This window comes from Caulobacter sp. 602-1 (assembly GCF_003931565.1).
Classification (GTDB): Bacteria; Pseudomonadota; Alphaproteobacteria; order Caulobacterales; family Caulobacteraceae; genus Caulobacter.
In genome coordinates, this window is sequence record NZ_RRYI01000008.1 from 87,524 (window position 1) to 101,211 (window position 13,688).

The window sequence follows — 13,688 nt, forward strand, 5'->3', positions numbered from 1 at the left end:
GACTTTCGACCAAAGCGCTCTAACCTGAGCCGACGGGCCTTGGCCCATAACAATATCGTGCCCTGCCCGAAGGGAACCTCCGCATGAAGATGACCATCGAGATTGACTGTACCCCCGTCGAAGCCCGGAGCTTTCTGGGACTGCCCGACGTCAGCGCCTTGAACGAGCATCTGGTGAAAGAGATGCAGAACCGCATGGACGCCAACATGGCCATGCTGGCGCCCGAGGAGTTGATGAAGAACTGGATGGCGTTTGGCACGGGCGCCCAGGAGCAGTTCCGCAAGCTGATGACGGCGGCGGCGGGCGCTGCGGCCGGCAAGCGCGAATAGGTCATGGCGGATACGATCTTCGCCCTGGCCACGGCGGCCGGGCGCGCGGCCGTGGCCGTGGTGCGTGTCTCTGGTCCCGAGACTGTTTCGGTGGTCGAGGCGCTGACAGGCGGCAGGCCCAAGGCGCGGACGGCGGCGCTTCGCACCTTGCGTCATGGCGGCGCCGATCTGGACGAGGCGCTGGTTCTTCGCTTCGAGGGGCCGGCCAGCTATACCGGCGAGGACAGCGTCGAGTTTCACGTGCACGGCGGCCGCGCCGTGGTCGAGGCGTTGATGGTAGCGCTGTCGGAGCTGGGCCTCCGCCTGGCCGAGCCGGGCGAGTTCACCCGTCGGGCATTCGAGAACGGCAAGCTCGATCTTGCCCAGGCCGAGGGTGTCGCCGACCTCATCGACGCCGAGACGGAAGCTCAGCGCAGGCAGGCGCTCGGCCAGGTCGGCGGCGCGCTGAGTCAGCGCTATGACCGCTGGCGCGATTTGCTGATCCAATCCCTGGCCATGCTCGAAGCCGCCGTCGACTTCCCGGATGAGGATTTGCCGGAGGAAGTCGCCGAACGCGCTCGGCCTGGACTGCGGGTCCTGAGCGCCGAACTCGACGCGGCCTTGGCTGATGTTTCGCGCGGGCGACGGGTTCGGGACGGCTTTCGCATCGCCCTGGTCGGCGCGCCGAACGCCGGCAAGAGCACCTTGCTGAACGCGCTCGTCGAGCGGGACGCGGCGATCGTCACGGACACACCAGGTACGACCCGGGACGTCATCGAGGCGCCGCTAGTGCTTGGGGGTTACAAGGTTCTGATCGCCGACACGGCCGGTCTGCGCGAAACGGCGGACGCCATCGAGGCCGAAGGCGTGCGCCGCGCCCGAGCCTGGGCTGAGGAAGCCGACCTAAGGCTTTGGGTCATTGATGGGTTTCACGTGAAACATACGGTGAAGCTTGAAGAGGCGGTTCGACCCGGAGACTGGCTTGTACTGAACAAGACCGACATCGCCGACGCCGCGGCGCTGGACGAAGCGACCGCACGCTGGGCGGGGGAGGGCTTGAAAGTGGTCCGTCTGTCCGCCCGCTCAGCGGATGCGCTGGCCGAAGTTCGCGAGGCGCTTTCCATCTATGTCGCCGGGGTGCTGTCCGGCGCAGATTTTCCCGCCGCCACGCGACTGCGTCACGCCGAACGCCTCGTGGAAGCCCAAGGCTATGTCCGACGAGCGCTCTCCGACGTCGGTCTCGAAGTCGAACTGGCCGCTGAGGACGTTCGCCTCGCCGCGCGGGCGCTTGAGAAGATCGCGGGGCGGGTCGACCCGGAGGATGTGCTCGGGCGCGTCTTTTCGACCTTCTGCATCGGCAAGTGATGTTCCACGTGAAACGTCCCCTATATTATCCACAGCACGCTCACAGCTGGGGTAGGGGTGTTTCACGTGGAACGCCCTTGAGTCACATCGACCGCCTCGCCTGATTGGCGTATAGATCGAGTCCAACGCCCCCGCGGTATGCCGGGGGCGTTCGCATTGAGGCGAGTTCGTTGTCCAACACCTGGGATGTCATTGTCATCGGCGGCGGCCACGCCGGCTGCGAGGCGGCGGCCGCCTCGGCGCGCGTGGGGGCGCGCACCTTGCTGCTGACGCACAAGCTTGAAACGATTGGCGAGATGTCCTGCAACCCGGCCATCGGCGGCCTGGGTAAGGGTCATCTGGTGCGCGAGATCGACGCCCTGGATGGCGTCATGGGTCGCATGGCCGACAAGGCCGGCATTCAGTTTCGGATGCTGAACCGCTCCAAGGGCCCGGCCGTTCGCGGGCCGCGCGCCCAGATCGACCGCAAGCTCTATCGCGAGGCGATGCAGGCCGAACTGGCGGCCACGAAGAACCTCGACATCAACGCCGCCGCCGTCGAGGACCTGATCGTCGAGGACGGCAAGGTCGCCGGCGCGATCGACGGGGAAGGGCGGTCGTATCGCGCGCCCCGGGTTATCCTGACGACGGGCACCTTCCTGAAGGGCGTCATCCATCTGGGCGAGACGCGTATTCCGGCCGGCCGCGTCGGCGACCAGCCGGCCATCGGCCTGTCGGATCGCCTATATGGCCTGGGCTTCCAGATGGGTCGGCTGAAGACCGGCACGCCCGCGCGCCTCGACGGTTCCACCATCGCTTGGGATCGCCTGGAGATGCAGCCCGGCGACGACGAGCCCGTGCCGTTCTCGTTCCTGAACGATCGGATCGAGACCCCGCAGATCGCCTGCGGCATCACCTTCACGACCGCCGAGACCCACCAGATCATCGCCGACCGCCTGAGCGAGTCGCTGGTCTATGGCGGTCGCGCCACGGGGATCGGCCCGCGCTATTGCCCGTCGATCGAAGACAAGGTCGTGCGCTTCGCCGACAAGACCAGCCACCAGGTGTTTCTCGAGCCGGAAGGCCTGGATGACACCACGGTCTATCCGAACGGGATCTCGACCTCGGTCTCGGAAGAGACCCAACTGCTGTTCCTGCGCACCATTCCCGGCCTGGAGGCCGTGGAGGTCAAGCGCTATGGCTATGCGATCGAATATGACTATGTCGATCCGCGCGAGCTCTACGCCACACTCGAGACCAAGCGCCTGCCGGGCCTCTACCTGGCCGGCCAGATCAACGGCACCACCGGCTATGAAGAGGCGGGCGCTCAGGGTCTGGTCGCCGGCTTGAACGCTGCGCTGGCGGAGCAGGGCCGGGAGGCCGCCGTGTTCGCGCGGGACGAAGCCTATATTGGCGTAATGATCGATGACCTCGTCACCCGGGGCGTCACCGAGCCCTATCGAATGTTCACCAGCCGGGCCGAGTTCCGCCTGACCTTGAGGGCCGACAATGCTGACCAGCGCCTGACGGATCGCGGGATCGCGCTGGGCTTGGTTGGCGAGCGCCGGGCCGTGGCCTGGAGTGAGAAGAAGGAGCGCCTCGAAGCGGCGCGCGCCTTCGCCCGCTCGGTGAGCCTTACGCCGAACGAGGCCGTGAAGGCCGGTTTCAAGGTCAATAGCGACGGCGTGCGCCGCGACCTGTTCGCCATGCTGGCCTATCCGGACGTGACGCTGGACTCGCTCGGCGCCGTCTGGCCCGAGGTTTTCACGTGGAACACAGACGTCCGGGAGCAGATCGAGATCGAGGCGGCCTATGCCGGCTATCTCGACCGCCAGCGCGCCGACGCCGAGTCGCTGCGCAAGGACGAGGATCTGCGCCTGCCGGCCGAGCTCGACTATGCCGATATCGGCAGCCTGTCGAACGAGGTCCGGGAGAAGCTGGCCCGCGTGCGTCCGATGACCCTGGGCCAGGCGGCGCGCATCGAGGGTGTCACCCCCGGCGCGCTGACGGCGCTGCTAGCCCATGTGAGGCGCGGCCGTGCAGCCTGAAGCCATGACCGCTGAACCCCCGGCGCTGGACGCGACTGGTTACCAAGCCCTTACCGGCGTGTCCGACGCCCAGATGGCCGACCTGACGCGCTTCCAGGACCTGCTGGCCGAATGGAACGCGGTCATGAACCTCGTCGGACCGCTGACAATCGCCACCTATTGGACGCGCCATGCGCTGGACAGCTCGCAGCTGCTGGCCTTGGCGCCCGATGCGCGCGTCTGGGCCGACCTTGGCGCCGGCGCCGGTCTGCCCGGCGTCGTGCTGGCCATACTGTTGAAGGGCCAGGGCGGGGCCAAGATCCATCTCGTGGAGAGCATGGCCAAGCGTTGCCGCTTCCTCGAGGTCGCGGCCAAGACGCTGGATCTGCCCGTCGAGATCCACAATGTCCGGGCCGAAGAGCTGAAGCTGAAGGTCGATGTGGTCACCGCGCGCGCCTGCGCGCCGATGACCAGGCTGCTGGGCTTCGCCGAACCCTATCTCCATCGCGGCGCGACGGGCTTGTTCCTCAAGGGCCAGGATGTCGCGGCGGAGCTGACGGAGGCCCGCAAGGCCTGGTCGTTCGCCAGCGAGCTACTCCCCAGTCAAAGCGACCCTCGCGGCCGCATCGTTCAAGTGAAGAGGCTTTCCCGTGCCCGCTAATCCTCTCCGCGTCCTGGCTATCGCCAATCAGAAGGGCGGCGTCGGTAAGACCACGACCGCCATCAATCTCGGCACCGCCCTGGCGGCTTGCGGCGAGCGCGTGCTGCTGATCGACGCCGATCCGCAGGGCAACTGCTCGACGGGCCTGGGCATCACACGCATCCAGCGTCGGACCACGCTTTATGACGTGCTGATGGGCGAGTCGCCGGTGATCGACGCGGCGGTAAAGACGGAGCTGCCTGGGCTGGACGTCATACCCGCCGACGCCGACCTTTCGGGCGTCGAGATCGAACTGGGTCAGACCGCCCGACGGTCATACCGTCTGCGCGACGCCCTGGAGACGATCCGCGCCAACGGGCCCTACACCTATGTGCTGATCGACTGCCCGCCGTCGCTGAACGTGCTGACTGTCAACGCCATGACCGCCGCCGACGCAGTGTTCGTGCCGCTGCAGTGCGAGTTCTTCGCCCTCGAAGGCCTGACCCAGCTGATGCGGACCATCGAGCGCATCCGCGGCAGCCTCAATCCGCGCCTGGAGATCCAGGGCGTGGTGCTGACCATGTACGATCGCCGCAACAGCCTGTCAGAGCAGGTCGCTCGCGATGTCCGCGACTATTTCGGCGACAAGGTCTATGACGCGGTCATCCCGCGTAACGTCCGCGTCTCCGAGGCGCCGTCGTTCGGTAAGCCCGTGCTCTTGTATGACCTGAAGTGCGCCGGCAGCCAGGCCTACCTGAAGCTGGCCCGCGAGGTGATCAGCCGCGAGCGCGACCGCCAGGCCCAAGCCGCCTGATCCCACCCGAAATATCGATCCGAGTTAGAACGAGAAGAAGATGGAGTCCGTGGTGGCTGAGGCGAGTGGTTCCGAAGGGCGTCGTGGTCTGGGGCGGGGGCTTTCCGCCCTGCTGGGCGAGGTCGAGAACGCGCCGGCCCAGGCGCCCGGCGACAACGCCCCTGGTTCGCGCGAAGCGCCGATCGAGATCCTGAAGCGCAATCCCGATCAGCCGCGCCGCACCTTCCGGGAAGAAGACCTGGAGGAACTGTCCAATTCGATCCGCGAAAAGGGCGTTCTGCAGCCGATCCTGGTCCGGCCGGCGCCCGGGGCGTCCGGTGAATATCAGATCGTCGCCGGCGAGCGACGCTGGCGTGCGGCTCAGCGCGCGGGCCTGCGCACCGTGCCGATCATGGTGCGCGAGCTGGACGATCTGGCGGTGCTGGAGATCGGCATCATCGAGAACGTCCAGCGCGCCGACCTGAACGTCCTGGAAGAAGCGCTCTCCTACAAGGTGCTGATGGAGAAGTTCGAGCGCACCCAGGAGGCCATCGCTCAGACCATCGGCAAGAGCCGCAGCCACGTCGCCAACACCATGCGCCTGCTGGCCCTACCGGAGGAGGTGCAGTCCTACCTAGTCAGCGGCGAGCTGTCGGCGGGTCATGCTCGCGCCATCGCCGCGGCGGCGGACCCTGTCTCGCTCGCCAAGCAGATCATCGACGGCGGCCTGTCGGTTCGCGAGACCGAGGCCCTGGCCCGCAAGGCCCCGACCGCCACGCCGTCGAAGAACAAGGGGGGGCGTCCGCCGCGGGTGAAGGACACCGACACCCAGGCCCTCGAAGCCGATCTCTCGTCGGTGCTGGGTCTTGATGTCTCGATCGACCATCGCGGGGCGGGGGGCGCCCTGACCATCACCTATGCGACGCTTGAGCAGCTCGACGACCTCTGCAATCGACTGACGCGCGGAATCTGATCTCGATCTGATCAGGCGCACCTAAAAACGTGCGGATGATCGGATTCTGGAGCCTTCCAAAATCGCTTCTGTCGCGCACCAAACGGCGCCGTTCCGTACTCCGGGAGGCGCCGTTTTCGTCAGAGGAGGGCGGCTCACAGCGATTTCCGCCGCAAACCCTTCTGTTAAAAGGCTTTCTCAAGAAGCATCCACAGGCGCGCAAAGAGCCCTTTTAGAGGGTTTTGGAGCCTAGAGACCCAAGCGACGCGCGCGCCCCGCTATCATCAGCGCCAGGCGTTCGGAAATCAGCTGGTCGGGCGAGCCGGACGTCTTGCAGGCGCGGTCGGCGTTGAGGATCTCGCCCTGGATTTCCAGGATGGCTTCCAGGTTCCAGGCGCGCGCCTGACGCAGGAACTCGCGCTCCTGTTTCCAGAACACGCCGGCGGCCTTGGCGGCGGCCTGCAGGTCGACGCCATTCTTATGCAGGGTCAGCACGCGGCGCAGACGGCCAAGATAGTAGCCCATGGCCCGGACGGCGGCCGGACCGCCTTCGCCCTCGGCGGCCGCGCGGCGAAGAGCCTGCTGGGCAGGACCGGCCTTGCCGCCAAAGGCGTCGGCGGCGGCGTCGCTGAGCGAGGCCTCGGGCTCGACGCCCAGAAAATCGGTCAGGTCGGCGGCGGTGGCGGTGACGCCGCTGTTGGGACCCAGATAGAGCGCCAGCCGTTCGATCTCGGCGCGGGCCACGCCGCGCTCCTTGGGCAGGCGGGAGACGAAGAGGTCCAGCGCTTCGCTGTTCAGCCCGACCTTGTCATTGGCCAGGGTGTCGCGGGTCAGTCGGGCCAGGTCGCCCGCTTCGTCTTCATAGCAAGGGATGACGGCGCAGCCGCTGGCCTTCTCGCCGACCTTGCGCAGCTGGGAGTCGCGGCCCAGCGCCCCGGCCTCGACCAGGAAGAAGGCGTCGGGATTGAGCTGGCCCTCGACGTGGCGGGTCAAGGCCTCGGCGGCCTGCTTGTCGGGTCCGGCCTTCTCGCCGGCCAGCCGCAGGCGGACGAGGCGGCGGCCGCCCATCAGCGACATCGCCGAAAGCTCGTCCTCCAGCTTGGCCGGATCGGCGTCGAGGTCGCCGTCGGTCAGCATGGCGGTGTCGAAGGGATCGTCCGGACGCGCGACCACGCGCTTGGCCAGGGCGTTGGCGCGATCGCGCACGACGCCCCGATCCTTGCCGTAGATGACCACGGCCCGGATGTCCGGGGCCGGCTCCCGCAGGAAGCGTTCGACGTCCGGACGCTTGGAGAGGATCATGACCCGCTAGGCCGCCGGCTTTTTCTTGCCGGCCGCCAGCCAGGTGGCGAGATCCAGCTGGATCTTGCGGGCCGCTTCGGTCGCCGCCCGCTCCTGGCCGTCGTTCTGGGCCGCAATGGCCGCGTAGGGCTGGTCGGCGGAGTCGTAGGTCACCGACACCTCGGTCTTGCCGTTGGTGGCTTCCTTGCCGCTCTTGGCGTCCATCAGCCGCCAGTCGACGCTCATCCGCAGTTCGTAGCGGTTGGCGACGTTGTCGAGACGCACGCCCCGGGCGAAGCGGATCTCCTTGACCGAGAAATAGAGCTTATAGGCGGTGGCGTCGCCCTGCTTATGGCCGAAGGCGTCGTCCAGTTGCTCGCGCAGCAGGTAGCCGCCCCGGCCCTCGGCCGCGACGGTCTCGATGCTGGAGAGGCCGCCCTCGACGCCCGGCTGGCCATACAGCGGCGTGAAGCCGGCGCAGGCCGAGAGGGCGAGGGTCGAGAGCGCGAAAGCGCCAGCCGCCAGGGTGCGTTTCATAGAGGTCCCTTGGGGTCTCAGTTGGCCACGATGTTGACGATGCGGTCCTTGACGACGATCACCTTGCGGACCGTGACCCCTTCAAGGTGAGCCAGGACGTTCGGATCCGCCAGAGCGATTTTCTGAACCTCGTCTTCCGGCGCCCCAGCCTTGACCTTGATCTCGCCGCGACGCTTGCCGTTGATCTGGATCGGCAGGACGCGCTCGTCGTCCGCGGCCAGGGCCGGGTCGGCCTTTGGCCAGGGCGCGTTGACGACCATGCCTTCGCCGCCGATGCGGGCCCAGGCCTCTTCGGCCAGGTGCGGGGTGAAGGGGGCCACCAGGCGGGCCAGGATGTTCAGGGCCTCGGCGCGGGCCGCCAGGACGGCGTTCGAAGCGCCTTCGGCCGGAGCGGCCTTCAGCGCGTTCAGGAACTCGTACAGACGCGCCACGCCGCTGTTGAAGCGGAAGCCCTCGATGCTGTCGGTGACGAAGCCGATCAGCTTGTGAGCCGACTTGCGCAGGGCCAGGGCCGCTTCGTCGCTGTCGTCGTGAGCGAAGTCGCCGGCCGGCTGGCTGTCGAACTCGTTCCACAGGCGATGGGTGAAGCGCCAGCTGCCCTCGACGCCGGCATTGGTCCACTGCACGTCGCGCTCTGGCGGGCTGTCAGACATCACGAACAGGCGCGCGCTGTCGACGCCATAAGCCTCGAAGATGTCCTCGGGGGCGACGACGTTCTTCTTGGACTTCGACATCTTCTCGACGTCGCCGATGATAATCGGCGCGCCGGTCGTGGCGTGGACAGCCGAGCGGGCGTTGCCCTCGACGGTGATACGGATGTCCGACGGCTCGACCCACTCGCCGGCCTCGTTCTTGTAGGCCTCGTGGGTGACCATGCCTTGGGTGAACAGGCCCGCGAAGGGCTCCTCGACCGACAGCAGGCCCTCGTCCTTCAGGGCGCGGGTGATGAAGCGGGCGTAGAGCAGGTGCAGGATCGCGTGCTCGACGCCGCCGATATATTGGTCGACCGGCAGCCAGTGGTCGGCCGCGTCCTTGCCCACCGGCTCGGCGGCGTGAGTGTCGGCGAAGCGCGCGAAGTACCAGCTGGAGTCGATAAAGGTGTCCAGCGTGTCGGTCTCGCGCTCGGCCTTGCCGCCGCATGAGGGACAGGTGGTGTGGCGCCAGGTCGGGTGACGCAGCAGCGGATTGCCCGGTTTGTCGAAGGTGACGTCCTCGGGCAGGGCGACCGGCAGCTGGTCTTCCGGCACGGGCACGACGCCGCAGGCCTGGCAGTGGACGACCGGGATCGGGCAGCCCCAGTAGCGCTGGCGCGAGACGCCCCAGTCGCGCAGGCGATAGACCGTCGCGCCCTGACCCTGGCCGGCCGCTTCGATGCGGGCGACGGCCTCGGCCTTGGCGGCCTCGACGTCCATGCCGTCCAGGAATTCCGAATTGAAGATCTTGCCAGGGCCGACATAGGCCTCGTTGCCGACCTGGAAACTCGTCGGATCCTCGCCGTTGGGCAACACGACGGGCTTGACCGGCAGGCCGTATTTGCGGGCGAAGTCCAGATCGCGCTGGTCGTGGGCCGGGCAGGCGAAGATCGCGCCGGTGCCGTAGTCCATCAGGATGAAGTTGGCGATCCAGACGGGCAGGGTTATCGACGGGTCCAGCGGGTGCTTCACCCGCAGGCCGGTGTCGTAGCCCAGCTTCTCGGCGCTCTCGATCTCGGCCTCAGAGGTGCCGCCCTTGCGGCAGTCGGCGATGAACTGCTGGATCTGCGGGTTCTCGATAGCCAGGCGCTCGGCCAGCGGATGCTCGGGCGCGACGCCGACGAAGCTGGCGCCGAACAGGGTGTCGGGCCGGGTCGTGTAGACCTCCAGGCCGTCCGCCATGCTGTCGGGCGCTTCGCCGTCGAACTGGAACTTGAAGCGCAGGCCCTTCGAGCGGCCGATCCAGTTCTCCTGCATCAGGCGAACCTTGTCGGGCCAGCGGTCCAGGGTCTTCAGGCCGTCGATCAGGGCGTCGGCGTAGTCGGTGATGCGCAGGAACCACTGGGTCAGCTTGCGCTTCTCGACCGTCGCGCCCGAGCGCCAGCCCTTGCCGTCGATGACCTGCTCGTTGGCCAGGACGGTCATGTCGACCGGGTCCCAGTTGACCGAGGCTTCCTTGCGATAGACCAGGCCGCGCTTCAGTAGGCGCAGGAACCAGGCCTGCTGCTTGCCGTAATATTCCGGGTCGCAGGTGGCGAACTCGCGCGACCAGTCGACCGAGATGCCCAGCGACTTCAGCTGCTCGCGCATGGCGGCGATGTTGTCGTAGGTCCAGCCCTTGGGATGGACGCCGCGCTCCATGGCCGCGTTCTCGGCCGGCATGCCGAAGGCGTCCCAACCCATCGGGTGCAGGACGTTGAAGCCTTGAGCGCGCTTGTAGCGGGCCACCACGTCGCCCATGGCGTAGTTGCGGACGTGGCCCATGTGGATGCGGCCCGACGGGTACGGGAACATCTCGAGGACGTAGTATTTCGGACGGCCGTCGTTGATCTCGCCGGTCTTGAAGACGTCGGCCTTCGCCCAGGCTTCGCGCCACTTGGGTTCGGTGTCTTTGGGATTATAGCGGGCCATCGGAAACCAGGGTCTTGGATGCAGGAACGCGCCGGGCGCGAGATAGCCGAAAGTGTAAGCGGTTTCGGCGGTTATCGTGCGCCCAACTATTGGACTTGGAACCTGCCAAGGCAGGCTCCGCGCGCGTCCGCGACAAGTTAAGCGGTTTCGCGGCTGGAGCGCGTAGAGAAATAGGAAGCCAGGGTCCTCTTCGCCTGGAAGAGGACCCGTGAGCGCCTTAGTTCTTGATGTTCGAAAGTCGAAGCTGACGGGCGCGGGTCAGGATCGCGTTCTCGAGATCGGTGGCGGTCTGATCGGCGACCGGAGCGTCGACCCAGGCGCCGTTGATGTCCTTGGACTGCTTGAACACCGTGACGTTCAGGCCGTCGGCGCGCAGGCGGGTGTCCAGGATGTAGACGGTGGCCTTGAAGCGCTCGGCCGGCGTTTCCGGGTTCACGTACCAATCGGTGATGATCACGCCGCCGTACGGGTCGGCCGAGGCCAGGGGCATGAAGGCCAGGGTGTCCAGGCTGGCGCGCCACAGATAGCCGTTGACGCCGATCGAGCCTTCCGACGCCGGGGCCTTGGCGCCGCCGCCGAAGCGCTTGAACGGGTTGAGGCCCGGCTCGTCGCTTTGCGTGGAGAAAGTCTTGGGGGGCTTGTTGCTGGCGCATGCGGTCATGCTCAGCATCGACAGAGCCAGGACGCCCGCGGCGACGCCGCGCATCACAGACCCACGTTCAAACGCCATAGTACCTCGCTCCAAATGTCTTTCGGGCGCTCGCGCGCACCCTGGCGCGCCCCCGCGGCCGGGAGCCGGTCTATAGCATGGCTGCGCCGCCTCAAAACAGGAATCGCGTGACCTCGTCGCAACAGGACTCGATTGAATCGCCCAATTTGGCGCCGGGTGCGACCGAAGCGAGGTTGACCGCGTTCCGCTCCAGCCTTTAATCGCAATGTAAGGGGCTCGTTCCTACATGGGATGGGTGGGGACAACTGAGTATAGGCGGCGAGTGGTGATGACCGCGACGCGTTTCTTTCTGGCGGGGACTGCCGCGCTGATCCTGACGGGATCGGCCTCGATGGCGTTCGCCCAAGCCAAGCCGCACGCCGTCACGCCGGATTTCTCGGTCAAGAACGACTTCACCAGCGCCGCCGCCGGCGTCCAGTATCCGCAGGATGACAAGCGCACCCTGCGTTGGGACGCCAAGAAGGGTCGCTGGGGCCTGAAGCTGGACCTCGATCAGCCGTCCAGCCGCGAAATGGAAATGCAGGACGTCCAGGCCGGCGCCTATTTCAAGGTGACTCCGTCGATCCGCGTCGGCGGCGCCGTCAGCCTCGGTGAATCCAACCCGGCGCTCGCCGCCCGCAAGGCCCAGCAGCCCGATCCGGCTCCGCGCGTACGCCTCGAGACCGCCTTCAAGTTCTAAGGTCCGGCCAAGGCCTCCACGGCCGCGATCCCGACAATCCCGCTGCCGATCAGCCGCGAGACCGTGCGCGCGCGCACCCCGCCCAGCGCGTAGACGGGCAGCGACGTCGCTGCGACGAGATCCTTTAGGCCCTCCACGCCCAGCGGCTCGCCGGCCGACGGACTGTTGCTGGGAAAGATCGGCGAGACGACGACGGCGTCGGCGCCCCCGCGCTCGGCCGCCTGGATCGCGCCCCGATCATGGGCCGCGACGGTGATCAGCCAGCGACTGTGCTCGGCTCGCAGGCGAGGGATCTCGGCCGAGAGCCGCTCCGGCATGTGCAGGCCATCGGCGCGGACGCCCTCGGCCAGACCCGGATGGGCGCCGACCAGCAGCAGCAGGCCGCGCTCGGTGGCGATCACCCGCAGCCGGCGTCCGCGCTCGATCGCGTCCTCGGCGCTGAACGCTCTGTAGACGATCCCCGCGCCGGCCGGCAGGCGCTCGGCGATCGCCTCGGGGTTAGGAACCCGCTGCGGATCGGTGAAGAACAGCAGGTGGGGCAGGGCCTGGCCGCGCACGGTCCTTGGCGGAAAGGCCGCGGCCGCACTAGACAGGACTTCCAGTTCGCTCACGTTCCCGTCCAAGGCTGCCCCCAATGTCCCACGCTCTCGCTCGGATCCAGGACCGCATCGCCGTCGCCGAGGCGCGCGCCGGCCGGCAGGCCGGATCGGTGACTCTGGTGGCGGTGTCGAAGACCCAGCCCTGGGAGCATATCGCGCCGGTGCTGGAGGCGGGACAGAAAGTCTATGGCGAGAACCGCGTTCAGGAAGCGATGGAGCGCTGGGGTCCGCGCCGCGAGGGCCTCGAGCTGCGCCTGATCGGCCCGCTGCAGACCAACAAGGCCCGCGAGGCGGTCGATTTCTTTGACGTCATCGAGACGCTCGACCGCGAGAAGCTGGCCCGCGTGCTGGCCGAGGAGATCCAGCGGGTGGGCAAGGCCCCGCGACTCTACGTGCAGGTCAATATCGGCGAGGAGGTCCAGAAGGCCGGCGTCGCACCCTCAGAAGCCGACGCTTTCCTCGCCGCCTGCCGCGAATCCTACAGCCTGACGATCGAGGGCCTGATGTGCATCCCGCCTGTCGGCGCCGATCCCGCGCCCTATTTCGCATCCTTGCGGGCCATCGCCGCGCGCAACGGCGTCGAGAAGCTGTCGATGGGCATGAGCGACGACTTCGAGATCGCCATCGCCGAGGGCGCGACCTCGGTTCGGGTAGGCTCGGCGCTGTTCGGCGACCGCCACTACGGCTAGTCGGCGACGATCTCGACCGCGTCGCCCGGTTTGGCGATGGCCAGCACCGCCTCTAGGTCCGGTCGCGCCAGGGCCACGCAGCCCTCGGTGCCCGGATAGCCGTCGCGGGCCAGGTGCATGAAGATCGCCGAACCCATGCCTGGCGCGGGCGGACGGTCGTTGTGGCCCAGGATGACGACCAGGTCGTAGACGTGGTCGTCACGCCACATCCGTTCGGCGCTGGCCGGGTAGGGCAGCAGGACAGGGCGGTTGTAGTTCGGATCGCCCGGGGAGTCGCACCAGCCGTCGTCGGGGCGGGTGGCGTGGAGGGGCAGGGCGGTCTTTGGACCGCCTTTATAGACATCGGGCCGGTACCAGACCTCGCGCATGACCCATGTCCCCGCCGGGCTCTTGTTGTCGCCCTCGCGCTTATCGGCGGCGGCGATCGCGCCAGCCTTGCCGATCGCGCAGCGCACGGTGCGCCCGTTCAGCTCGAAGCGGCCATCCGCATGGGCTCGAAACAGCAT

The 13,688-nt window shown here is 67.4% G+C and carries 14 protein-coding genes; 8 read left to right on the forward strand and 6 right to left on the reverse strand.

What is annotated here, in order from left to right:
• The first annotated feature begins 83 nt into the window (after positions 1-83).
• The 6 genes from EIK80_RS20895 (at position 84) to EIK80_RS20920 (ending at position 6,085) form a co-directional block, all read left to right on the forward strand.
• Positions 84-329, forward strand: coding sequence for a DUF6489 family protein (locus EIK80_RS20895; protein WP_125158947.1), 246 nt, complete (start codon positions 84-86; stop codon positions 327-329).
• Positions 330-332: 3 nt separating this feature from the next.
• Positions 333-1,673, forward strand: coding sequence for a tRNA uridine-5-carboxymethylaminomethyl(34) synthesis GTPase MnmE (gene mnmE / locus EIK80_RS20900; RefSeq protein ID WP_125158948.1), 1,341 nt, complete (start codon positions 333-335; stop codon positions 1,671-1,673).
• Positions 1,674-1,843: 170 nt separating this feature from the next.
• Positions 1,844-3,700: a tRNA uridine-5-carboxymethylaminomethyl(34) synthesis enzyme MnmG gene (gene mnmG, locus EIK80_RS20905; RefSeq protein WP_199743569.1), complete on the forward strand. Its 1,857-nt coding sequence runs from the start codon at positions 1,844-1,846 to the stop codon at positions 3,698-3,700.
• A gap of 4 nt (positions 3,701-3,704) precedes the next feature.
• Positions 3,705-4,340 carry a 16S rRNA (guanine(527)-N(7))-methyltransferase RsmG gene (gene rsmG, locus EIK80_RS20910; protein WP_125158950.1) on the forward strand — a complete coding sequence of 212 codons (636 nt, stop codon included), beginning with the start codon at positions 3,705-3,707 and terminating at the stop codon, positions 4,338-4,340.
• Positions 4,330-5,133 (forward strand): ParA family protein, encoded by an 804-nt coding sequence (locus EIK80_RS20915; RefSeq protein WP_125158951.1) that lies wholly within the window; start codon positions 4,330-4,332, stop codon positions 5,131-5,133. The genes rsmG and EIK80_RS20915 overlap by 11 nt, the downstream gene beginning before the upstream one ends.
• 40 nt (positions 5,134-5,173) lie before the next feature.
• Positions 5,174-6,085, forward strand: coding sequence for a ParB/RepB/Spo0J family partition protein (locus EIK80_RS20920; RefSeq protein WP_125158952.1), 912 nt, complete (start codon positions 5,174-5,176; stop codon positions 6,083-6,085).
• Between the two features lie 228 nt (positions 6,086-6,313).
• On the opposite strand, the gene holA is transcribed toward EIK80_RS20920, so the two are convergent.
• From holA to EIK80_RS20940, 4 genes are all read right to left on the reverse strand, one after another.
• Positions 6,314-7,366 carry a DNA polymerase III subunit delta gene (gene holA / locus EIK80_RS20925; protein ID WP_125158953.1) on the reverse strand — a complete coding sequence of 351 codons (1,053 nt, stop codon included), beginning with the start codon at positions 7,364-7,366 and terminating at the stop codon, positions 6,314-6,316.
• 6 nt (positions 7,367-7,372) lie between these two features.
• Positions 7,373-7,882: an LPS assembly lipoprotein LptE gene (gene lptE / locus EIK80_RS20930; RefSeq protein WP_125158954.1), complete on the reverse strand. Its 510-nt coding sequence runs from the start codon at positions 7,880-7,882 to the stop codon at positions 7,373-7,375.
• A 17-nt stretch (positions 7,883-7,899) separates the two neighbouring features.
• Positions 7,900-10,485, reverse strand: coding sequence for a leucine--tRNA ligase (gene leuS / locus EIK80_RS20935; protein ID WP_125158955.1), 2,586 nt, complete (start codon positions 10,483-10,485; stop codon positions 7,900-7,902).
• Between the two features lie 217 nt (positions 10,486-10,702).
• Positions 10,703-11,230, reverse strand: a complete 528-nt coding sequence (locus EIK80_RS20940; protein ID WP_125158956.1) for a DUF3576 domain-containing protein — start codon at positions 11,228-11,230, stop codon at positions 10,703-10,705.
• Positions 11,231-11,483: 253 nt separating this feature from the next.
• Between EIK80_RS20940 and EIK80_RS20945 the strand changes: the two genes are divergently transcribed.
• The gene (locus EIK80_RS20945; protein ID WP_199743570.1) at positions 11,484-11,894 is read left to right on the forward strand and encodes an NtrZ family periplasmic regulatory protein; all 411 of its coding nucleotides are present in this window, start codon (positions 11,484-11,486) and stop codon (positions 11,892-11,894) included.
• Here the strand turns inward: EIK80_RS20945 and EIK80_RS20950 are convergent.
• On the reverse strand, positions 11,891-12,496 hold the full coding sequence (locus tag EIK80_RS20950) for a thiamine phosphate synthase (RefSeq protein ID WP_233586902.1): 606 nt from the start codon (positions 12,494-12,496) through the stop codon (positions 11,891-11,893). The genes EIK80_RS20945 and EIK80_RS20950 overlap by 4 nt on opposite strands.
• Before the next feature lie 32 nt (positions 12,497-12,528).
• Here EIK80_RS20950 and EIK80_RS20955 point away from each other — a divergent pair, with 32 nt between their 5' ends.
• Positions 12,529-13,182, forward strand: a complete 654-nt coding sequence (locus EIK80_RS20955) for a YggS family pyridoxal phosphate-dependent enzyme (protein ID WP_125158959.1) — start codon at positions 12,529-12,531, stop codon at positions 13,180-13,182.
• On the opposite strand, the gene EIK80_RS20960 is transcribed toward EIK80_RS20955, so the two are convergent.
• Positions 13,179-13,688, reverse strand: coding sequence for a L,D-transpeptidase (locus tag EIK80_RS20960; protein ID WP_125158960.1), 510 nt, complete (start codon positions 13,686-13,688; stop codon positions 13,179-13,181). The two genes, EIK80_RS20955 and EIK80_RS20960, sit on opposite strands and share 4 nt — an antisense overlap.